This window comes from Zunongwangia pacifica (assembly GCF_023499215.1).
In the GTDB taxonomy this organism is placed as follows: domain Bacteria; phylum Bacteroidota; class Bacteroidia; order Flavobacteriales; family Flavobacteriaceae; genus Zunongwangia; species Zunongwangia pacifica.
In genome coordinates this window covers 25,139-49,240 of the sequence record NZ_JAKHSK010000022.1, presented here as the reverse complement: position 1 = coordinate 49,240, position 24,102 = coordinate 25,139, and the positions used below count along the sequence as shown (strand labels likewise).

Sequence of the window (24,102 nt, the reverse complement as noted above, 5' to 3'; positions counted from 1 at the left end):
TAAAGATCACTTTTAATAGATATTTGAATCAGAAATCAATGAATTAAAACCCTCAATAAGGGATTAAAAAATGAACGAGGAAATCCTCGAATAACTAACTCCTCTCAAAAAGAGATTATAAAACCAAATTTACCATGAAACTAGCAATTGTAACAGCATTTCCGCCAAGTAAAGTAACCTTAACGGAGTATGGATATCATTTGGTAAAGCATTTTGCTTTAAAAGATGAGGTTGATGAGATCGTATTGATTACAGATCATACAGAAGAAGAAAAGCAAATTGATTTTGATGCAAATTGCAAGATCACCGTAAAAGACTGCTGGAAGTTTAACAGCTATGCCAATATTGTAAATATTTACAAGGCCATTTCAGCTGAAAAACCAGATGCTATTTTATTCAATCTTCAGTTTATGAAGTTTGGGGACAAAAAAGCAGCCGCAGCATTGGGTTTAATGCTTCCTATGATCTTTAAAATAAAAAGAATACCTACAATCGTTTTATTGCATAATATTTTGGAAACCGTAGATCTTGAAAAAGCCGGATTTACTCAGAATAAATTAATGCAAAAAGTGTACAACTTTATAGGTACATCACTTACCAGATTAGTTTTACAGGCAGATCTTGTAGCGGTAACCATTAGCAAATACGAATATATTCTGAAATCAAAATATAAAAAGAAAAATGTAATGTTAATTCCGCATGGTGCTTTTGAAACACCTGAAGAACCGAGCTATGATTTACCTGAAGGACCAAAAAAGATCATGACTTTTGGCAAATTTGGAACCTATAAAAAAGTAGAGATCTTAATTGAAGCGATCGAGAAGCTAAGAAAAACGTCTAAGCAGGAAATGGAGATCGTTATTGCAGGAACCGATAGCCCAAACACTCCTGGCTATATTGAAAGCATAAAAGAAAAATATAAAAATGTTCCTAATCTTACATTTACCGGTTACGTTGAAGAAAAAGATGTACCGGTGATCTTCGGAGAAAGCGCGGTAGTTGTATTTCCCTACACCTCAACTACCGGCAGCTCCGGAGTATTACATCAGGCCGGCAGTTACGGGAAAGCAGTAGTACTTCCAGACCTTGGTGATTTAGGAATCTTAGTAAGGGAAGAAGGCTATAGAGGACAGTTTTTTACACCATCTAATGCCGATTCTCTTGCAAAAGCAATAGATGCTATTATCTCTAACGATGGGTATAGAGTAGAGCTGGGCAAACGAAATTATAAAGCCAGTTGTTCTTTACCTATGGAAAAAATTGCAGATATGTACTTAGAGCAATTTCATAGAATTAAAAACAAAAATTTTAAAAACGGAATGAGCGTAGTTTAATAGATTGGTGTTAGTGAGTTATATATTTAAAAGCAGGCTTGGGTTCTCCCTTCTGGTCTAAAAAGCCAAAGAATCTTTGCCTGCTTTTTCTCCATGGTAATCTCCCCACCACCGCTGCGGGAACTTCCTCGAAATCATATAAAGTCCAAGACATAAATGCAAGCTTTTCCTTTTTAAAGAAGTCTTGCATTTTTTTATGATAATCGGCCTGATCTTCTTCATCATTTCCAAAAGGATTCCATAGCCCGTGATAAGAGCTCATCCCAAATTCCTGCATCACCAGCGATTTATTGGGAATTTCTTTTTCAAGATTGCTGAAATCTGAAGCTAATTTTTCAAGGTCTTTATAAAAATGAAAAGACACAAAATCTACGTTATCCTGAAGGTTTACCGCAGCTTCTGGCGACGACCAGCCAATCGTAATTAGATGATTTGGATCGTATTTTTTAATCTCATCGGCGACGTGAGACAACCACTGCAATACCAAATCTTTACCACGACTATCAAAATCAAGGTCGGGTTCATTTTTCAAATCCCAGGCCAAAATTGCCGGATGATCTTTAAAAGCCGAAACGATCTTTTGGGCATGGCGATGCGTTAAAGTCCAGTCTAACACCGAATAATCACCATAAAAATCAAACAAAGTAACGACGACTTTCAATTGATTTTCTTCAGCCAGATCTACCACCGTTTTTAGCTTTTCTAATTTCTGCGGAAGCACTTCGGCTTTGCCAAAATCTTCATACTGAATAAAGATCCGAATACTGTTTAAACCGGCGTTTTTTATAATTTTAAAATCCTTGGCAATCGTATCTTTACTGAAGTTTTCTCCAAACATATCCCAAGGCGAATCCTTTGGATAATAATTAATCCCTTTTATTTGAAATTCGTTGTCTTGAACATAAATTTTATCGCCTTTTACCTCAGCAAGTTTGCTGGTAATCACCGAATCTTTTTGTGTTGTGGCCGATTGTCTCACCATATGCCGTATGCGCCAAAATCCGTCTTCTAAAAGCATCATTACCCTGTACGAAGAGGTATCCTGGTGTGTAAGTAGTTTTTGATCCTGTTCATAGACTTCCTGATATTCGATCACTTCATCATCAGTGATCACGACCAGCTGCCCATCGGCGCTATAAAACTCTAATCTTGGATGGTGATTTAAGGTGGTCGCTTCTAAATGAATGTCATTTTCTTTATTAAACGCAATGGTTTTAAAAAGGTTTACGCGAGAGCTATCGGTGTAATAATCCTCGATTCCGTAGGGATTATTGGTTTTATACGCTACGTGCTTTACATACCAGGCGTTTAAATAATCCTGCTGGATTTCACCCAAAGTCTGTTGCTCCATTGGCCTGCCGGGATTGTCTAAACTCTCCCACTCGATATCTGGTAAATACACATCTTTGCTCAACACTTCGGTATGCAACATCCCGGTACGCTCGGCTCCTGTATTTAACCACGCCAAAACCGAACTTAACCCAAAAAGCACCAATGCATTTAATGCCACAAAAGTGACGATCAAACCAGCCCGGTAGATATTTTTATTCATCTTATTCTTCATAATTCAATACGTCTGTGGTTTTACTTTTACCCAAAGCTTCGATTTTAAAACTATAGGTGTTTTCAGGATAAAAACTTTTGGTTAATTGGAAAGTCACAAAACCATCATTTGAAGTTTCCTGCTTTACTTCTACCAATTTATTTTGATGATAAATATGTAATTTCACCACCGCCCCATCGGGGATCAATTGCTGCATAAAACTTTGCAGTGGTCCTACTTTAACCCTGCGATTACCATTAGAAAACTCAACTTCAAAATCTTTTAAAGCCTGTCTAAAGCTAATTTCAATGATATTACTTTCGGCCAAACCGGTTACATATCCTTTTATTTTCCAAGTATCAGGATGATCGGGATGGATTATTTTTGCGGTGGCCACCCCTTCAATAGAACTTCCTCGTGTGGTTAGTATCGTTCCGGCTTCATTTTCGATATAAAATGAAACCAATGTCCCGTCACTAATCGTATTTCCCCATTCGTCTTTAATTTCTGAAGTGGTAAATTCGGCAATCTGGTTACCATCGGCAAAATCATGATTTCTAAACGATGAGATCTGAAAATCGGTAGCGTTTGAAGGGAACACGTTCGTCGTTAACTCGATAGAATTTACACCCAAAACCGTTGAAGAAACGTTGATATTTCCGGTTTTTCGATAAGCGGTAATATTTTTCCAGGCCATCAGTTTATCCGTAAAAATTTCTACGGAATCAATTGCTTCGTAAAACTGTGTATGCAACATCACACTCGTGCTATCTGGCAAAGGATTATCCATCGCATCCATAGGCACCACTACTAACATCGGATAATCGCGATCACCCGCCTGAATACTCCGTGGGCCAAAATAACTTTCGATTACCGTTTTTGAGGCTACTTTTGGTAAAATCTCGAAACTTCCGGTTTTTAATTGTTCGTCATTTTTCAGTAAAATCCAGTTTAACTCTCCGCTTTTGGAGCTTAAAAATTCAGGAATAGAAAAAACACCTCCATTTTCTACAATTTCAGGTTTCAAAATGGTTTTCGAATAAGAATGGTGCACATACAGTTTGTAATCTTCGCCTACATTCGAAAAATGAAGCTGAATCTCATCACCGGCAGTATATTGATTTTGGACATTTAGAACTTCAATGTTTTCAATTTCAACTTCAGCATAAAAATATCCAAAAGAAGAGCCTAAAACGACCAAAATCAGCAATATGACGATCTTAATTTTCAGCTTCATTATTTTGGATTTCCAACGTAGTTATTCAACTCTAATTTCATAAAATGATAGCCTTTTCCTTCAAGAGTCTGCATTTGCTGTTGGGGATGCGCTTCCTTTCGACCGGGAATTACTTTTATGGCGATTTCCTTATTGGGTAAACCGTTTACATAGATATTTTCCATCGAAGAATTAATCACTTTCACCTCCTGGAGGTTCGGTAAATCGTAATCAAAATATTGTTTTCGCTGTACTCGAACTCCTTCTCGCATAAAATCCTGGTTTACCCAAATAAGCTCCTTATTTTTATCATAATACGAAAAAATTAGTTCTGGGATGGTTACTTCCTGTATACCATAGTTAAAAAGCGTTCCCGAAATTTTATCTTTTTCAATATTCAGATCTGCCAGGGCAACGTACTTATACAAATCGGTATTCGCTACATTTCCCGCACATTGTAAATTAAATTTTGTTGGTGGCTCTGGCAATTCTACCGGTGTAAATTCATCTGGATTAAAAGTTTCCGGGATTTTATCATCTTTTCCCAACCAGGCAATTCCCTCGAAATCTACTCTAAAACTGGTAATTTCTTTTGGAAGCAATTTGTGGCTCATCACGTATTTTGCACTATAGCCGGCAAGTTCTTTATTTTCATCGTTATAAAGCGTCCCTTTTATCACCACATCTGCGGGTACATTATCTACATTCTGGATCTCCCCAATAATCGCATAACGCTCCCCTTTCTTTACCAATTTTGCTGAAAGCACCTCTAAAACCGGCTGTTTTAATACATCCTGATGATAGGTTTGCTGCGTGGTAATTCTTCGTCGACCGTGATTATAAAACTGGGTGACGTTATCTGAAAATAACTGATCTGGCGGAATATCTAAATCGTAAGTGTTGGGTTTTATAAACCACGATCCACCAATTTTCACCACATCATGTTCGTAGGTTTTATCGATCTTTTCCAGCGGTGTGATCCACTCGGTATGCGCTAAAATCTTCGCGCGATCTTTAGATTCGCTTAAAATTTCCAACCCGATAGAATCCATTTTGGCGTAGGAACTTAGAATCCCATCGGTCACCGAAACTTCAAGCATATATTGGGCAATCGTGACCTTACTTTCGGGGTCTAAATACGAATGTGCCCTTTCAAATTCTTTAAAATCGAGTGCATCATAATACGAACGCACCACATTTTCAGCACTAATTTGTGTGGCATTTTTAATATAAAACAGATAAATTCCGTAGAAAATAACACCGCATAAAATTACCGCCCAAATATGACTGATCTTGATAAGCCTCCAACTGAAGCCGTTGTAATTGGTTTTAAATCTTAGAAAATCGGGTTTCTCGGGAATTTTAATTTTCAGTGTTTGAAACCAGATCAGTTGGATATTAATAAAAAAGGCGATCAAAACGGTTAATATTGGAATCACACCCCACATGATTTTTAGAAAAACAGGCACATCTTCTTTAGGCAGAATTTTACTAAGTGGCGGGACATTTAATTTCTCCCAAACCATGATTCCGTTTTCTAACTGCTGAAGGCGCTGCCAACCCGAAAAATATAAAATAGGATCGTAAAACTTATCGTTCGAAAATATGTATTTTAAGTTATATTTCTCTGGAACGGTTAAAAACTGTTGTAATGAGCCAATCCCTTCTACGCCACGGAATTTTGAGTTTTCCAATCGCTCTATCGCCCTGGTCGTTAATTCGGGTAAACGGCGAGCGCTATGATAATTTCCGTCAACAGTCAATGCATTTGTTTGTGCCGAAAGCCATGCCATCTGGTCACCAAATCCCAAGGTTAAAAACCGCCAGTGATCATGCTGATCCTGGTTAAGGAAATTGGTAATGGGTAAGGTTTTTATTTTTTGCGGTTGCATGGGCCTAAAATAGCCCAGGGTAATCGTAAAAATAGTCATGGCTAAAAACATCCCTACCAAAATAGCCCCCAAAACACGATGATATACTGCCCCTAATTTCTCCTGAATTTTCCATCGTAAATCACCTTCAGCAAAACGATAGCCAAATTCCCCGAATATCGGCAGCGCCATGATCGATGCCCAGAGGGTAAATCGGTCCAACGTTAAAATATTAAAAGCGGTATCACCCAGCATCATTTTAGGGATTGGCGTGGTCCCGCCCGTTCCTAAAATGGTTAATAGCGTAAACGAAAGACCAAAAAAGATATAGCGTTTTGAATAATATCGATAAAAAATATAAGGTAACAGAAATAACAAAATTCCCCACGGAATGGTAAAGAATACCAATCCAGATGAGGTTACCTCTAGAAAATTATCCCTACTACCATGCGGGATAGGCACTTGTGTGATTGGATTTTTCTTTGAATTTATCCAATAGGGCAAGATACAGGTCACGATGATCACTAGCGATATTCCACCAAAAAGCACAATACGTTTAAAAGCTTCAAAAAAAGATTTCAGAAAAACTTTAAAAGTAACTTCTTTAATATGATTTACTCTTTCGCGGGAATTATCCATTACCGCCATCCCGATCAATGGAAAAATAAAAAAGACCATCCCAAAAATAGGAGTGACATGATGGGACGTCACTGTTACTGCTAATAAAGAGATCGCCCGTACCAGCGAACCAAGTTTACCGGTTTTAATCCACATATAAATCTCGGGCATACAATGCATCAACACCGAAACCCCAACGATACTAGGTAACTGCCCAAAAATATGCAATGTTTCTACGAAAGAGGAAGAGAAAACCGCTAAAAGCGCCGCGTATCCAGCTGCTTTGCGATCGGCAAGCATCATTAAAGAAAACCTATAGATACCGGTAATAAAAAGAATGATCGCTATAATCCCAACCGTGAACAAACCAAATTTGAGTCCGCCAATATAACTTAGCAATCCCATAGCCTGATGCACCAACGGCGGATATCCCATTACGGTAAACCCGGTATACCACTCGTAATTCCACGGTTCCCACCAACTATTGGCGTAATGGTCTGCAAAGAATAAATGAATTAAGGCATCGTAAGTATTTTCTATAGTAAAGAAAATCGCCGTTCCGTGAAAAAGAACGCCAATAATAAGGGCTACTATTAAATATTTATTAGTTTTTTCCTTCATTCGATATATACCTCCTATAAAACTACAATAAATATAAAAGAATGTTTAACTGATAAGCTATCCATTTATCGATACAATTTCACCATTCATCTAACTAAAAATGAAGCTTCATCTAATTAAAAAGCTAACACACTCTAAATCAATCTATTTTTGACCTGAATAAACATTCTAAGACCATGAAAATTTTAGCCATCGACGACCAACAATTAGTGCTTCTTCCGTTAAAGAGACGTTTAAGTGAATTGGGATATGAAGTACAAACCGAAACAGATGCTTTAAAGGCAAAATCTATTTTTGACAATTTTCAACCAGATTTGGTAATTGTAGATATCAATATGCCTATAATTTCTGGTATCGAAATTATACGATATATACGCGGAACTAAAAAAAGTCAAACTCCAATTATGGTATTATCAGGTAATACTGATGATAATCTTATCGTTGAAAGTTTTGATCTTGGTGTTGAAGATTACATGAAAAAACCACTTAGTTTAGATGAAGTTTCTGCACGGGTAAAAAGACTGATCGGTGCTACAACTTCAAATAAGCAAGAGGTTTCCCAAAATACTATTATTCAGAAAAGATGCGTTGGTGTAGTAATACCCTGCTATAACGAGGAAGATCGTTTATCTAGCAAAGAATTTACCGATTTTGTAGAAAAACACTCTGGTTATCATCTTTGTTTTGTTAACGATGGAAGTAAAGACAATACTTTACATATTTTAAAGGAATTACGAAAAGGAAGGGAAGATTATATCACTGTATATGACTGTGAGCAAAATGGCGGAAAAGCTGAAGCCGTAAGATTAGGAATGTTGCACATGGCCAATTATACCGATTTGGATTATATAGGATTTTTAGATGCCGATTTATCTACAGATCTTACCGATTTTGATGACTTGGTAAAAACCATAGAAACCTCAAACTTTAAAATTGTAAGTGGTAGCCGAATCTCGAGAATGGGTGCGAATATCGCGAAAGAATCTGCCAGACAAATAATTAGTTTGACGATTAATTACATTATCAGAAAAATTCTGAAAATGAATTTTAAAGACACTCAATGTGGTGCAAAAATAATGGATAAAGAAGTGATAAAAATTGCCTTTCAGGAGCGTTTCATTACAAAATGGCTTTTTGATGTTGAAATTTTTATGAGAATGAAAAAGCATTTTGGGGCTAAAAAAGCAGATGGCTTTATCTGTGAGCAGCCTTTAAAAAGATGGATTCATGCTGATGGCTCTAAATTATCGATGAAGGATTCGGTTAAAATCGTATTTCAGCTTGGGCATATTGCTGTTCATTACAATCAAAAAAAAAATATAAAAACGAATAAAAACTATAATTACGCTTTAGAATCAGGAAAAGTTAACGGTTAGAATACTGTACTATTTTTAATTCCATATTTTATTATGTACTCCAAACCACGCCAATAATTGGCGTGGTTTTTTTAGTTTAAAGTGTGTAATTAGACCTATTTTTTCAGGAAATTAATTAGAGAGCAAAAACCTGGCTTTTACAGGAAAATGATCTGATGCAAATGCTTCTTTCAATACTTGGTGTTCCAATACTTCAATAGTATCGCCTTTGTATAAAATATAGTCGATGGTGCTTTCTGGTTGCTGTGCCGAAGAGGTAAAATCACAAGTCTGGGTACAGGAAGCGCTAAAGACCTCAAATAAATACTTCATAGATTGGCTTTTAGGCACCGTATTAAAATCTCCGGTAAGGATCACAGGTCTATTTTCTTCAGCTAGTATCTTACGAAGATCTAAAACCTGAGCAAAATTATTGGAAGCATCGGTATAATCTAAATGTGTATTTGCCATTTTGATCGTGAGCTTATCATTAATATGAATATTGACCATTGAAAGTGTTCTTGGCTCAGCATTCTTAGGATTCGGCAATTTTCTGGTAATGGTATCTGATATAGGAAATTTTGATAAAATGGCAGTTCCGTAAGCACCACCCTGAAAATCGATGGATTTTGAAAAATACCAGTATTCAAAACCAGCTTTTTCGGCCAGCACTTTCGCCATGTGCAATTTTTTACCAGAACGTTCGGTATAAACACCTACTTCCTGTAAACCTACAATATCGGCATTACTGTTCTTTATAATTGCGGCAATGGTATCCAGATTAATAACCTTGGGCTGTGAAGGTGGGTTAGCATGATGAATATTATAACTTAACACCACAACTTCACTATTTGCCTTTTCCTGCGCCTTCATATTGTAAATTGTACCCAAAAAAAGAAGGAATAAAGAAGTTAATTTTATAGTACAACATCGCATAATTTTAAAAATATATTTCCTGATTACTTTTTTTACTGTACTACAAATATGCACGTTAGACCGCAAAATTATATGCACTAAACATTAAATATTTTTTTGAACTCCCTTTTTGAATACAGCAGAAAAGAAATAAATCTTATCTTCCCGAAAATTTTACAATCTTATGGCCTCTGGATTTTTCGCTTTATTAGATGATATCGCAGCTTTAATGGATGATGTTGCAGTAATGAGTAAAGTTGCTGGTAAAAAGACTGCCGGACTCTTAGGTGACGACCTTGCAGTAAATGCTGAAAAAGCTTCTGGTTTTGTATCCTCCAGAGAATTGCCCGTATTATGGAAAATCACTAAAGGCTCTTTACTGAACAAACTTATTATCCTGCCTCTAGGCTTTTTGCTGAGTGCTTTTTTACCATCGGTAATTCATATTATTTTATTGATCGGAGGGCTTTATCTGGCTTACGAGGGTGCCGAAAAAATATACGAGTTTTTCTTTCCGCATAAAGAACATAAGAAAATTGATACGACTGAAAAATTATCGAAAGAAGAAATTTTAGCCCGTGAAAAAGAAAAGGTAAAATCGGCTATTTTAACCGACTTTATTTTATCGGTAGAAATTGTAATTGTTGCGCTTGGCACGGTTGAAGAAGCGGAACTGCCTACAAAAATCGTTGTGGTTTCAATGATCGCGATTCTAGCGACCATAGGTGTTTACGGTATCGTTGCTCTTATTGTAAGAATGGACGATTTTGGCACCAAACTTATAAATCTTAATGAAGAAGAGGATAGTTTTTCTGATAAGGTTGGTAAGTTTTTGGTAAGTGCGCTGCCAAAAGTGATTAAAGGACTTTCGGTAATTGGCACTATTGCGCTTATGTTGGTTTCAGGAGGGATTTTTGTTCATAACCTGGATTTCCTACATGGTATTTTTCCACAAATCCCCGCTATGATTACCGAATTCTGCGTAGGTTTAATTGTTGGATTTATTGTATTAATCGTGGTTAAGGGTATTAGTAAGATCATAAAAAGCTTTAAAAAATAGCCCACTTAAAACTAGTGAACCCGGAGGCTGAGTGACATCTTTACAAAAGATTTTATTCAGAAATACCACTCATTGATTTTAAAAGCATGAGGTATAAAATGATTAAAATATGGCCGAATTTTTAATTATCTCTTTTTTTATTGCCTTTTTCGTGGCCTATATTTATTTTGGCTATTATCAGGATTATAAAAAGAATCCCACTGAATTTATAAGAAGTATTATCGGAATGCCTTTAGGAATGTTAGCGAGTACTTTGGGGTTTAAGTCTATCGATAAAAAACTTAAGAACTGGGCTAATAAAAAAATTGGTTATCCGTAATTAGTAATAATTTGTTGTTTTCGTCATTCTGTTCCTATAACTATCGGAATTGATCCGGAATCCCATACTATACTGAAAAACAAAATCTTGAAAATGAGATCCTGAATCAAGCCCGCCTGCCGGACGGGCAGGTTCAGGATGACAATAACTTATTATAATCATTCTGGACATTCCATAAATAAAAAGTAAGCTCCATTAGGGCAAGCCCATGAGCCATTTATTAGAAAATTATTTTTATTTGCAGGCATCCTAGTTTTATTCATGTGGTAGCTATATGAAAGTATCCACAATTTTGTTTAAATTAATTTTAATACATTGTTTTTGACATACATGATCCCTTAAGAAACAAACAACCCCTCGCAGGTGGTAAAAAACCTTTGAGGGGTTGTAATTTAGACGATCAGTCTAACTCCTAAGTATTACTTCACAATAATTTTTTTGGACTTAGAGATATTTTTTCCCGTCACTTTAAGAAAATAAATCCCTTTACTCAAGCCGGTCTGTAATATTTTCTGTTCAGGATCATCATATTTTTTTTCGAATACTTTATTACCCTGAATGTCGAATATGGTAATAGAATAGTCTTTCACTTTTGAGTTGTCCATACTCATATTAAAATCCCCGTTAATTGACGGATTAGGATAAACAAAAAACGAATCTATAAAATCATCTTCCGGGACGTTATTCGTGACCGTAATATTGGTTGCAGCACTAGTATTTTGCAATAAGTTGAATTTAAACTTTTGGCAGGCGGTTCCTAAATAATCAAAGAGTCTTAAACCTACCGATCCATCCATATTACAATTATTTACATCCCAACTACTGTTAGGGTCCAGTTTGGATTCTACCCTTTTATATCCGTCTCCCAGGTCTATTACTCGCCAGGCCTGGGCATCATTAGAATAATTATCCCACAAATGTATGGTAGTTCCCGGCTGTATATCGCCATTTTGTAAGTCGATAACTCTATTTGAAGAGCTTGCCGCAGATACAAATCGCCAGTAACCATTACCGGCATCTTTAGCGATCCATTTTTGAGCTTGTTCTCCGTTACGCTCCCAAGGCCTTACAACAGCACCATTAGCATCTTCTCCATTCTTCAGGTCAAGTACTCTTAGCGGAGTGGTCTTAAATTCTATTTCATATACTCCATTATTAATTAAGCCTGAATTATCAGAACAGGCGAGACTGGGAACGTCATTATTTGCATATTCAGAGAACCAGTGTTTTACCGGCGCAGCACACGCCTGCCAGTCTCCACCATAAGCAATCCCTCCGTTAGGGTCTCCATGATCCAATAAATTATCAGGAGCAAGGACGTTCCATGATGCATTTCCAGAGTTAAATAAGATAAGATTTAGATTAGCCCCAAAGCCTTGTCCTCCGGCTGTTCCTGTATTAGCCACTCCAAAAGTATCATAACCTTCGGGAGCCCAATCTGTTTCTGTTACAGCAATAGGTGCTATATCTGCAATAGGCTTCACGTTGATATCCCAGGCGGCCTGAAAAGCATTGTAATTTCTTACGCCACCCCAGTAACCGGGATAAATATGTACCGCATAACCAATGTTTCCTCCTGTAATAGGATAATCTACATATCCCTGATAGTGAGATTGCCAGCCAGATCCTGGAATCCATAACACATTATTAGCGCCGTTGCTTCTAATGTTATTTACGATGGGCTGAAAAAAATTCTTTAAGGCTTCAAAATGAGCAGATCCGGTACTTCCCCACTGTCCATTTGTTCCTAATATCTCTACTGGTTCATTAGCCAGCTCGAACATTACATTTTCTACATTTTTAAGAGATGGATGATTAGACAAAAAATTCCAGATAGTTTTTAAATAATTATGGTAATTATCATTCACTGCTATTCTCGTAGGACACACTCCCGGTGGTCTTAAAATCACATACATTCCTCTCTCCCTCGCATGGTTTATTAGCGGTATAATTACTTCATCTGTATACTGTACCAAACGATCAAAATTAAATCTGGAAATATCGTTTTCCGGTATGGGCGGCCCCGGATTATTGGTCCAGTACGGATCAATGTGTAATCTTATGTAATTAAGATGCCAACCATCTGAAGTATCGGTTAATTTATTCATTACTGCCTTATTATAGGCAAGCGCTCCAGCTACATCATAATTGTCCCAGGTACAGTATTGAGAGTTAGAACCATACTGGCATCCGTTAAACCAGGGGCTGGGAGTAATCGCCACCCCATGCAGTACAACATTATTACCACAATTATCAACAAGATTTCGTCCAGAAACATGTAAGGGTGGTAATGGCATTCCGGGCCATGCGGCATTAGCCAAGACGGATGACAGCATAAGACAGCATCCTACAATAAATTTGTTTAAATTTTTCATAAAATAATTAGATTTGGGTGATTAATAAAGTTTTTAAATTTCGAATTTCGTAGTCATTGTTTTTGGGTTTTAATCAAAACCAAAAAGCTCGTAGAGCTTCTTCGTTTCTGTTTTAGCTAAATTTCAATTATCAGGATACATATAACATAGAATTGAAATTGACTATCCGTAATTAGTAATAATTTGTTGTTTTCGTCATTCTGTTCCGATAACTATCGGAATTAATCCGGAATCTCATACTATACTGAAAACAAAATCTTGAAAATGAGATCCTGAATCAAATCCATATAAAGAACGAACTGATTCATGTAACAACAACCTCATTATAATCTATTGCGAACGATCAAAATCAATTTAAAACAGTTTCAAGTAAGTCTATAAACATTACTAACTGTCATAATTACTAATTAAAGCCTGTAGGGGAGCATTTATCTGTTTTTGAAATAAATCCTTATAACGGAGTATAAGAATTTATAAAAAGAATAGCACTAAAATTGAATTCTCACTATTCTAAATTCGATATAAATAATTAAATATCAAAATTTTACAGCTTATATTTTGTCATATTAACTATATCCCTATTAAAAATATAATTCATTTGTATTATAAAATAATATAGCTAAACCGAATTAATTTCTTGCTCTAACGGTTTAGCTTATAAAAATAAATATTAAGTGCATTTAAATCCTTAAAATCAAATTTTGAAAAGTGGGTATTTTATCTTTAAATTTATGTGATCGCTATTCTAAAATTAGCTGATGTAATGAAGCGATTAATAATCCAAAAGATTCATTTAATTTACAGTATTTAATCATTTAAATTTCAATATGTATTTAAAAAAGTAAAACACTTAATTTATTAAAAAAAGCATATAAAAAACTAGCCAGGATTTTGGGAATTACTCTAATAGGTTAAACACAGTTATGTGAACCTATGCAATAATGAAAAATATCTTAGTAATTATTTTAGGTATTTCACTAACAAGTCGTATAAATCTTTGGTTTTATAGGGTTTAGAGAGAAAATCGTTAATATCGTAACCTTTTATTTTATCCCTTAACTCCTGCCCCTCTGTAGCCGATAGGATAATAATCTTAATTTCTTTATTAAACGATCTAATCATAGAACTTGCTTCCAGTCCGTTAAGTTTGGGCATATTAAGATCCATAAATACAAGATCAAAAGATTCGGTTTTTAGCATTTCTAAAGCTTCAACGGCATCATCTGCCGACTTTGCTGTAATCCCGTACCTTTCAATATACTTTCTCGTGACCAATTGGTTGATATGGTTATCATCAATAATTAGTATTTTTTTCCCGGCAAACATAGACTTATCAGTATTTAACGAAGGGGCTGGGGAAGCCACTTCTAATTGATCGGCGATTTCCAACTTCAGTTCAAAATAAAAATTAGATCCTTCGCCCGTTTTACTTCTTAATTGAATTTCAGAATTCATTTCTTTCAACAATTTGGTTACAATATTTAAACCAAGCCCTGTCCCTGCAAACGTACTGGTTTTTATTAAGTTACCATATTCTTTAAAAATTTCTTTTTGTTCCTCTTCAGAAATACCAATACCATTATCCTTCACCTGAAATTTAAGCTTCAACCATTTTTCTTCTTTTTGAATAAGATCAACAAGTATTTTTATTTCGCCATCATTGGTGAACTTTAAAGCATTTCCGGCAAGGTTAATTAATATTTGAGATAATTTTATTTTATCGCCTAATAAGATTTTAGGTATTTCTTTATCAATTTTAATCGTTAATTTATTATTGTTTTTTTGCCTTATAAAATTCAACGATATATTTATATCCTCTAAAAGTTCTTGTAAGTTAAATGGTACCCTCTCCAGCTTTATAAAACTTCCAGATTCGATTTTATTTAACGTAAGCACATCGTTTACCAGATTAAGCAGGTAAGTGGCTGAAAATTTTAAAGACTGAAGTTCTTTTTTATGGGAAGATAGTTCTGGATCCAAGAATAAATCATTGGATAGGCCAATGATTCCATATAACGGGGTTCTAAGTTCGTGACTAATGGTAGAAAGGAATTTGGTTTTAACCCTCGCCATTTCTTCAGATTTTTCCTTGGCATCAAGATACTCCTCATTTTTATTTTGAAGTTTTAACATAAGGGCCGTTCTTTTCTTCCTTTCAAAAATAAAAAATAGCAATACCAATAACAGTAACACTAATAAAACTGCGGAAGCAATTAGCAAAATTTTATTCTTTTCTGCTCTTGCTGAAATAATGGTATTCTGAAGCTCTTTATTTTTAATCTGCTGTTCTACATTTTCAATTTCTATGCGGTCCTGTATAGCTTTATTAGATTCTTCTAACACGCTTTTCACCTTATTTTCAAATAAGGTATCTAGAATTTTAAAACTTTCGTAGGCTTCTTTGTAATTTCCCAATTCGGCCTGGCTACTCAAATATCCCGAGTAGGCACTTAACAGTTTTTGCGAACCTTTATTGTCTTTCGCAAGTTCTATGGCAAGTTTAAAATTTTTCTCTGCCTCTTTAAAATTCCCCTTCTCGAAGGCATATTCTGCATCTAAATAATAGAAATCTGCATCGTATGATTGGGATTCATCTGGATAACGAATGTTATAAACTTTTGCTGAATCTATAAATTTTTTGGCCAAATCTGGCTTATCTAGTTCAAGCAAATAAGCCTCTGCAATATTAAGACTACTGGTAATTAAGCGGTAGTTATCTTTGGTTTGCTGGGCTAAGTCTATCACCTCTTCATTTAATCGTATAAAATCTTCATATTTTTTTTCTTTTAAATAAATATTGGCAAGATCAATTTTTGCAGCGTTAATGATGAGGGTATCATTCATTGCTTCTGCCATTTTTATATTTTCATTTATGTAATATCTGGCTTCTTCTAGATTTTGCATATTTAAGTATGCATTCCCTATATAACTTCTGGCAATCGCAAGCCGTAAAGAATCGCCAATCTTTTTGGCTAAATTTAAATTTCTATGGCTATACAAAACTACAGCCGAATAATTACTATTCTCGATTTCTTTGTAAGCCTTTTTTTGATTCCTTTCTAAATAAGCAATGATTTCCTGTCTTGTAGAATCTGAAGAAATGGTAGTGGAGTCCTCAATTTTTTGGGCATATATTGAAGAGGTAAACATCCAGAAAATAAGCATTGCAGGTAGAAACTTCATTAGGGCTTAAAGATTTATTCTCAATCTGTTAAAGTAATATTTTTAATACAAAAAAAAGAAAATTAGGAGTATATAGCTTTAGATCATAGAATCAATTTTCCAGTAAAAGAACTTGCTTTTAAATTAAAAAAGGATGTATATTCTAATATTCTTTTAAAGATAAATAAATGATTATCAATATTTTTTAAAAATCATTTAAATTTTACATCAAGATTTCCTTAGCCAATTTAGAGTTTTATTACAAAACAACTCTATTTTCATACGGAAGAACTACATATTTATCGGATAAATAACCTACTTAATTAGTATTATAAGCCAATAAGAGTATTCGTACCGCTTTTAAGTAATATTGAATGTCTTGAATGGATCATAATAAGCCATTGTCATCCTAAAAATTTCGTTTTTCAGTATAGTATGAGATTCAGGATCAATTATTCCGATAGTTATCGGAACAGAATGAAGAAAACAACAAATTATTACTAATTACGAATAAGTAATACAATGAAAATTTATTTCAGAATGCTATCAATATAAAATTGGTCAATTCGACACAGCTTTTTTGTGAAGATTTCAATTATGCTTCAGGATTTTCATATCTAGAATAGCTTTTTGAAGCTGAAATGGTAAACTCCCTTAGGGCAATCCCTTGAGAAATATTAGGTTTTATTATTCTTAAAAACCAACGTTCGATGAGGAAAAGGAATTTCAATACCTTCTGCATCAAATCGCTTTTTAATGCTCTCATAAAGTTCACACTTCATTACAAAAGCAGATGCAAAATCCCAAGCCCAGGCCCAGGCACGAATGGTAACCGAAGAATCACCTAAATTGGTTACCCTCACAATCACAAGAGGTACTCCATTTCTCAAATCCTGATTCGACCGATTATCAAAAATATTTGGATGAGACTCACACTCTTCTTTCATTATTTTTTTTGCAAGGTCAATATCACTGTCGTAAGAAATACCTATCTCTATCCATTGGCAGATTTTCTTTTCTTCCAGATCGTAATTCGTTAATTTCTCTTTATTAATTATTGCATTGGGAATTACGATCATTTTATTTTGATAGTTTCTAATGACGGTATGTCGAAGGGTAATATCAGTAACCGTTCCAACCAATGTATCGGTAATTTTAATTACATCTCCAACTCTAAATGGTTTGAAGGAAATAATAAATAAACCACTAACAAGATTTGCCAAAGCCTCCTGTGATGCAACTCCAATAATCACCGCAATAATACCAGCACCCCCAATAGCAGTTTTGGCAATACCCCGTAAACCGGGAAACGCAAGTGAAGCTAAAATAAGACCCAAAAAATAAACTGCAAAAACACTTAAATACCTTAAAAATCTGTAACTGGTGGGATCACTCCCTTGCGAAGTGATTTTCTTTATTGTTCTATTAAACAATGCTTCTACGATACTAGCAGTTAATATGGTAACGATAAGAACTATACCAAGATAGAGGGTCGTTTCAAAATTTTTTGTAGCTACCTTATATTTCTCTTTTGGTATAAATATGAAACTAAAAGCTATGATACCAAGTAAAACCCATAAAGTTTTTAATACACGGGTTACTAATCTTATCGTAGTAGGGTCTTCCTTTCCAAATTTTTTCTTTGCTTTTCTAATCAACCAGCGATTAAGCAAATTTGTAAAAAATAAAAGCAATAGCACTACTGCGATTACAATAACAGCATAGATAAAAGTATCCTGATAGTTATTCCAGAATTCGGTCATATTATTTGTATTAGTACATTCTTAAATTAACTATATTTTTTAAAGGTAAATTACCTAAGGACAAGCAAATGATCCATTTATTAGAAAATTATTTTCTATTTTGAGGCATCCCGATAGCTATCGGAACACTTAATCTCGATTATCGAGTAAACAAAAACATCATATTTGTCTAAATTTAAACAAAATAATATTTCTTGTTGAATTTAAGGACGATTTAAGTAAAGTACCTCGGGGCAAGCCCACAAGGCATTCGTTGAAAACAAATTTTTAATTTCGAGGCAAGCCTCGGGGTATTATACCCTTTGGCAGTGCCAATAAAGAGGATACTATGAACCCTGACTGGGACTAAAAAATTAAGACTGATTGAACTTACAAAGAATATTATTGAAAAAGCCGCCAAAAGGAAAAACCGCTTTACGCCTTCTTTGAAATATAAAATTGGGATAATCACTGGAATCTTGAAGCTGATAGATGATCGAATAAATCAATACTGCATATTTTCAATTGAGGTATAAATTGAAAATATGCAGATCGAATAAAATAGCAACTATTTTTATTGCATTAATTCAAATCGAAAGACTAAATGACCAATTTGAATCGCTACATATCAAATCTGATAATTCATATTTCTTAATGAATGATGCATTAAAATCATTTAAGTTCATCTTCAATCCTAAAATAATCAAAATCGGCATAACCACCAGAAGTTTTGGTAGCATAGTTAAACAGTGCATATCGATACCCCATAAACTGTCCAAGGGTGTATTGCATTTTTAAAGGCTCTCCTATTTCCTTCCAATTTTTACCGTTTTCAGAATAATAAAAACGTGCAATGTCTTTTCGATCTTTAAAATCGCAGGTAATTTTAAAGCAAATCTCATCTCCTTCGTATGGAATTTCTTCTATTATTTTTCCATCACTACCTTTTACCATCCGAATACTTTTCTTTCCATTTTCGAGCTTCACCGCTACATAACCATATTTGTCCTGAAGCACCCCAAACCCGGCAATATCACCATCTTTTAATCCAGCAAGATCCAACGAAGTTTCACCGGTACTCTCGGGGCCAATGGTACGCTGCGTTAGCGTATTTCTTGTGGTCACAAAAGAAGTATCAATCCTGCCAGTGGTAAGCCTTAAATAACCTTTGCGTGCATCCAGGCTCCATAAATCATTTTGCGGATTATGATTCCATTGCCAAACCAGCGGTAATTTTTTATCATTCTTGTTTCTGGTGAAATCATCGGAGTTTACAATATCAGGGATAAGACTTTTGTTAATAGGAAGGTCAAGCTCCATGGGCACTTTACCATCTTCACCTAATATAGGCCAACCATCCTGCCATGTAACCGGAACAAGGTAAGGAATTCGTCCTACCGCTGCATTATCCCGAAATAAATAAGCATACCAGTCGCCTGTAGGAGTGTCTATTAAACCTCCTTGTGCTACACCTTTATCCTGCAAAGCCAGCTTTCCTTCATAAGGTCCCATAATATGATCTGCACGATGAATAACCACCGTGCGCATACTCCCCTGAGGCCAGGTGATATTAAATAAATAATATTTATCGTTTATTTTAAACAATTGCGATCCCTCTGCTTTCAACATAATATTATCGCCGGCGGGGGCACTCGCATTTTCAATCAAAACCTTATCGCTACCCGGAACCGGACCAGAAAAGTCATCTTTTAACTGAACGATTCTAAGCTGACCGGCAGCATAAATCATGTAAATCTTCCCATCATCATCAAAAAACAGCGTATTATCATGAAAACTCGGCTGAAAAGAATGCTTCTCCCATTCTCCATTTTCTATATCATTTGTAGTGTAGATATACGTTTTTCCTGTAGTCCCTGAAAATGTTGAAACGTAGTAGGTGCTATCATGATATCTTAAGCTACTGGCCCAGGAACCTCTTCCATAGGCATTCTCTCCATTTTCCATATTCAATGCATCAGTATCATCCAGGATATCATACGCATAGTTTACAATTTCCCAGTTCGTAAGGTCTTTGGATTTCATAATTGGGACTCCCGGACTCATGTGCATCGTGGTGCTACTCATATAATAATTGTCTCCAACCCTAATCAAGGAAACGTCTGGTACATCAGCATGGATTATAGGATTAATTGCTTTTTGCTGTGTAAAAACCTGAAGAGAAAAAAGTAAACAACTAATTAGAACACTAAATTTTCTTACTATCATCATTGGTTATTTTTTATCATTTTTATTTGAAATTCTAGCTACATGTATTTTTAAGAATGCTACTTTCTTCCATCTTCCGACTACCTGCGGTTTCCTGAAGAAAAATTTCACCGTTTTGACCCCGATAGGTAATCTGTCCGTTTTTTCTATTGATAGATGTCGAAAGTTTTTTTGTTTCTAAAACGATAAGAGAATCGGTTTCTGAAACTTCAAAAAAGAGTGTTTCAACTTTATTGATGAGTATAAGTTCTGTATCTTTTTCGATGGGATTTTTAATCCATTGCACCCTTACAGAAGCTTCCGTAAGCGGAATAAGATATAGAACACCGTTATCCAATTTTAATTCCACTCGGTCGTCCAGAACTTCCGTGTGCTGTATAGACTGAGCGGAAGCCAAAAGCGGAAAAAAAAGTATTATTAAAAACCTCAATTTCATGCGGGCAAATTTATAGGGGTTCAAAAACAGCAATAAATCCTCCTCTTCTTAAAAGTTTTACTTTTAGCCTATCTTCAGAAGTCACTTTTTCTTCACTAATTTTAAATACCTTGTCATGCGCCCCATCCTGAACCAGCTTCAGCTGATATTCGATTCCTGGTTTTAAAAATTCCAGAGAGATTGTGTTTTCGGTTTCCCAGAGTTCTGAACTAATGCCCGCCAGATACCAGTTTTCGCCTTTACGTCTGGCCAGCGCCGCATTTTTTCCCGGGTAACCATAAATAAATTTGGTGTCATCCCAGGCTGCGGGTAATTTTTTAAGAATATCAATAACCTTATCCGGAAGGGAATAATATCCCTCTGGCCTGTCTGCCATATGTTGTAATCCAGATTCGAACAATATACCTAAAGCCAGTTCATGTCCATAAGAAGTAATGTGCGGAAACTGGGAATTGGTAAAGGTCACCGGGGTATAATCCATCGGGCCAACTACATTTCTGGTAAATGGTAAGATAGTATTGTGCTGCGGGGCAGCCATGGTAAATGTAGGAACATTATTGTACCATTCGGCACCCCGAACCGCTTCATAAGTCATCAGGTTTGGATAAGTTCTGCTCCAACCCCTGGGAACCAGACTACCATGAAAATATACCAGTAAATCAAAATCGGCAGCATCTTCAACAATATCGAGGTAATAATTGATCATATTTTGCTTTTCACTTTCAAAAAAGTCAACTTTTACCCCTGCGATCCCCAGTTTATGAAGCTTGGTAAATTCTTCAACCCGATTTTCATGAGTAAGCATCCGGTCTTTGGGGGTTGCAGGAACCCAGGTATGATCACCACCCGAATTATACCAGATAAGTGGTTTAATCCCTATTTTATTGATGTAGCTTACGGCATCCTCCAGATTACCGCCATTTCCCATAGCGTCCCATTCCCAATCCAGGAGCGTATATTTCCAACCCATTTTTTCGGCCAGATCAGCAAATTTTATAACAGTTTGATAATCTTTAGTACCATGGTTACTGGACCAGTAATTCCAGGAAACCACTCCCGGTTCAATCCAATCGGCATCCTTTAGTTTTACAGGATCAGACACATCGGTAACCAAAGTTGATTCGGTTACTGTTGCCAAATTACCAATCATAATAACACGCCAGGGAGATTCCCATGGCGTAGTAATATCTGGATTTGATTTTCCGGTTCCACGGCCATCGTCAGGATTGGGGAAAACCAGATCGTAAGTATTTGCATTTTCTTCATTGCTTAGTTTTGTACCGGCATACGTGCGATTAAGGTTAGCTTCGTGGATAAGATACCAGCCTATAGTATCACGATCGTGAAAAAGCGCTGGATATCCCCATTCTCCCTGTAAACTATCTCCCTGCATTTGCTGATATAATCCCTCATTAGCAGGATTCCATTTCTCCAGCCAGCGTGTGGCCTCTGTGGGTATGGAATAGGAAGTAAATTCATTATTTATACTAAAATCTCCTTCTTTCTCCGGAAACTCATAACGAAAAGCCAGGCCATCATTATAAACCCTCAGCACGATATTCATTTTTTTACCATTATCATTACGGAAGTAAAAAGTTACTTCGCTGCCAGAATTACCAGGCGAAGATTTCTTACCATGAATAAGATGGTAGGCTTCAGAAATACTTCTGATTTTTCCGCTTTTCTGAAGTTTAAGGTTAGAAGAAAAATTCGTATCGCTTCTTGCCAGTCCCAAATTAATCTTAGGAATCAACGCCTCTTCCGAAGAAGATTTATGATAAAAAACTTTAAAATACCAGTTTTCTGAAATCTCACCCGGTTGGTGCAACGCAACACTGATAAGCCCGTTTGGCGATGAAACAACAAGCTTCTGCGCAGAAAGCCCAGTAAAAAATGTTAGAAAAACCAGTGTATAGAAAAGTTCTTTCATAACAATGAATTATACTTATTTTGAAAACATCCAGTAATCGAAAAACATAAGCTGTGTTGGAGCTTTACCCTTTACTACAAAAAACAAATCATGTACGCCGGTGATCTCTTTCACTCTAGTAGTAACCAGTTTCCAACGATCATCCCCACCGGTTAATGGAACATCTAAGGTGGCCAGAAGCTTACCATCTTTGGCATCTGCACGCACTTCCATCAAAACATTGCTATTATGCACACTTCCAATACGGGCAGTAATGGAACTTGCAGAAATTTCCCCAAAATCAACCGCTTTAACCTGAATATAGGCCCCATCCTTCATTGCCGTTACAAAGTTACCGACCACTTCATTTGATTTCGCTTTAAAACCTTCAGACCAGGCAATGGTTTCAGCTTCATTTTTACGATACGGATTCAGATTTTTCAAAGCTTCCTCTATCCCGCTGGTCATGTTCATCTGCTCAATGGTACCGTCGTCGTTAAATTTTAATTCCTGTACACAAACCGAACGGTTGAATCCGCTACCGCCTGGCAAACCGGCGTTATGATAAAAGAAATAAATTTTGCCTTTATAATCTACAATTCCGGGATGATTAGTAAAACTGCCTCCTTGTGTAGGCATTAATTTGCCCTGATATTTCCAGGGACCGGTTATACTTTTACTGGTAGAATATCCAATATGCTCGGGGATAGGACCAGCTGCAAAAAACAAATAATAAATATCATTATGTTTATAAACCCAGGGACCTTCTTCATAAGTAGTGGGTCGTCGATCGTTCTTTTCGCCTTCCCTTTCCCCAAAAGCTTCAATCGTATTTGGTATTTGTTGGATTTCTCCTTCCGTAGAGATCATGTCATCATTGAGTTTCACAAAATAACACACGGGATTTCCCCAAAACATGTAAGCCTGCCCATCATCATCAATAAAAACGGCAGGGTCTATATCTGCATTACTCTCAGAAACCAACGGCTTGCCAAGAGGATCAATAAACAGTCCATACGGACTGTTGGCCACAGCAACCCCAATCCCGTTTTGATTGTTACGATCGGTTATAGGCACGTACAGGTAAAATTTACCATCCCTTTCTATAGCGGCCGGCGCCCAGGCATTCTTAAGGCCCCAGTCGAAATCGGTATATTCCAAGACCGCTCCATGATCGGTCCAGTTTACCATATCGTCCGTGGTATATAATCGCCAGTCGTCCATCGTGAACCAGGTTGAATTATCCTCGTCATGACTGGTATACAGATACAATTTATCACCATACACCATTGGAGCAGGATCTGCCGTATAAGATGTTTGAATAATAGGATTTTGCGCATTCAGGAATGAAATTCCCAAAAAAATAAGCAAAATCGATAAATTGAAAAAGTGCCTCATAT

General features: G+C 36.0%; 15 protein-coding genes. 4 read left to right on the top strand and 11 right to left on the bottom strand.

Features of this window, described 5'->3' with window-relative positions:
* Positions 1-134: 134 nt before the first annotated feature.
* Positions 135-1,334, top strand: a complete 1,200-nt coding sequence (locus L1967_RS14645; protein WP_249602251.1) for a glycosyltransferase — start codon at positions 135-137, stop codon at positions 1,332-1,334.
* A gap of 10 nt (positions 1,335-1,344) precedes the next feature.
* Here the strand turns inward: L1967_RS14645 and L1967_RS14640 are convergent, their stop codons facing one another.
* From L1967_RS14640 to L1967_RS14630, 3 genes are read right to left on the bottom strand one after another with little or no spacing between them, the layout of a single operon-like run.
* On the bottom strand, positions 1,345-2,898 hold the full coding sequence (locus L1967_RS14640) for a cellulase family glycosylhydrolase (RefSeq protein ID WP_249602250.1): 1,554 nt from the start codon (positions 2,896-2,898) through the stop codon (positions 1,345-1,347).
* Positions 2,888-4,114 carry a hypothetical protein gene (locus L1967_RS14635; RefSeq protein ID WP_249602249.1) on the bottom strand — a complete coding sequence of 409 codons (1,227 nt, stop codon included), beginning with the start codon at positions 4,112-4,114 and terminating at the stop codon, positions 2,888-2,890. Before L1967_RS14635 ends, L1967_RS14640 begins: the two co-directional genes overlap by 11 nt.
* A complete protein-coding gene (locus L1967_RS14630; protein WP_249602248.1) occupies positions 4,114-7,203 on the bottom strand; it encodes a hypothetical protein in 3,090 nt (1,029 codons plus the stop codon). Before L1967_RS14630 ends, L1967_RS14635 begins: the two co-directional genes overlap by 1 nt.
* A 176-nt stretch (positions 7,204-7,379) precedes the next feature.
* Between L1967_RS14630 and L1967_RS14625 the strand changes: the two genes are divergently transcribed.
* Positions 7,380-8,579, top strand: coding sequence for a response regulator (locus tag L1967_RS14625; RefSeq protein WP_249602247.1), 1,200 nt, complete (start codon positions 7,380-7,382; stop codon positions 8,577-8,579).
* 111 nt (positions 8,580-8,690) lie between these two features.
* On the opposite strand, the gene L1967_RS14620 is transcribed toward L1967_RS14625, so the two are convergent.
* Positions 8,691-9,449: an endonuclease/exonuclease/phosphatase family protein gene (locus tag L1967_RS14620; RefSeq protein WP_249602246.1), complete on the bottom strand. Its 759-nt coding sequence runs from the start codon at positions 9,447-9,449 to the stop codon at positions 8,691-8,693.
* Between the two features lie 208 nt (positions 9,450-9,657).
* Here L1967_RS14620 and L1967_RS14615 point away from each other — a divergent pair, with 208 nt between their 5' ends.
* Positions 9,658-10,533 carry a DUF808 domain-containing protein gene (locus L1967_RS14615; protein WP_249602245.1) on the top strand — a complete coding sequence of 292 codons (876 nt, stop codon included), beginning with the start codon at positions 9,658-9,660 and terminating at the stop codon, positions 10,531-10,533.
* 109 nt (positions 10,534-10,642) lie between these two features.
* Complete coding sequence (locus tag L1967_RS14610; RefSeq protein ID WP_249602244.1) at positions 10,643-10,852, top strand: hypothetical protein; 210 nt, start codon at positions 10,643-10,645, stop codon at positions 10,850-10,852.
* A 419-nt stretch (positions 10,853-11,271) separates the two neighbouring features.
* Here L1967_RS14610 and L1967_RS14605 read toward each other — a convergent pair whose 3' ends face one another.
* The 7 genes from L1967_RS14605 to L1967_RS14575 all read right to left on the bottom strand — a co-directional run bounded on the left by L1967_RS14605 (position 11,272) and on the right by L1967_RS14575 (position 24,100).
* Positions 11,272-13,227 (bottom strand): cellulase family glycosylhydrolase, encoded by a 1,956-nt coding sequence (locus tag L1967_RS14605; protein WP_249602243.1) that lies wholly within the window; start codon positions 13,225-13,227, stop codon positions 11,272-11,274.
* 960 nt (positions 13,228-14,187) lie between these two features.
* Positions 14,188-16,410 (bottom strand): tetratricopeptide repeat-containing hybrid sensor histidine kinase/response regulator, encoded by a 2,223-nt coding sequence (locus tag L1967_RS14600; protein ID WP_249602242.1) that lies wholly within the window; start codon positions 16,408-16,410, stop codon positions 14,188-14,190.
* Positions 16,411-17,066: 656 nt separating this feature from the next.
* The gene (locus tag L1967_RS14595; RefSeq protein ID WP_249602241.1) at positions 17,067-18,152 is read right to left on the bottom strand and encodes a mechanosensitive ion channel family protein; all 1,086 of its coding nucleotides are present in this window, start codon (positions 18,150-18,152) and stop codon (positions 17,067-17,069) included.
* Between the two features lie 651 nt (positions 18,153-18,803).
* A complete protein-coding gene (locus tag L1967_RS14590; RefSeq protein WP_249602240.1) occupies positions 18,804-20,360 on the bottom strand; it encodes a glycoside hydrolase family 43 protein in 1,557 nt (518 codons plus the stop codon).
* 31 nt (positions 20,361-20,391) lie between these two features.
* A complete protein-coding gene (locus L1967_RS14585) occupies positions 20,392-20,793 on the bottom strand; it encodes an alpha-glucosidase domain-containing protein (protein WP_249602239.1) in 402 nt (133 codons plus the stop codon).
* Positions 20,794-20,803: 10 nt separating this feature from the next.
* A complete protein-coding gene (locus tag L1967_RS14580; RefSeq protein WP_249602238.1) occupies positions 20,804-22,723 on the bottom strand; it encodes a glycoside hydrolase family 97 protein in 1,920 nt (639 codons plus the stop codon).
* Between the two features lie 15 nt (positions 22,724-22,738).
* Positions 22,739-24,100, bottom strand: a complete 1,362-nt coding sequence (locus tag L1967_RS14575) for a glycoside hydrolase family 43 protein (RefSeq protein ID WP_249602237.1) — start codon at positions 24,098-24,100, stop codon at positions 22,739-22,741.
* Positions 24,101-24,102: the final 2 nt, after the last annotated feature.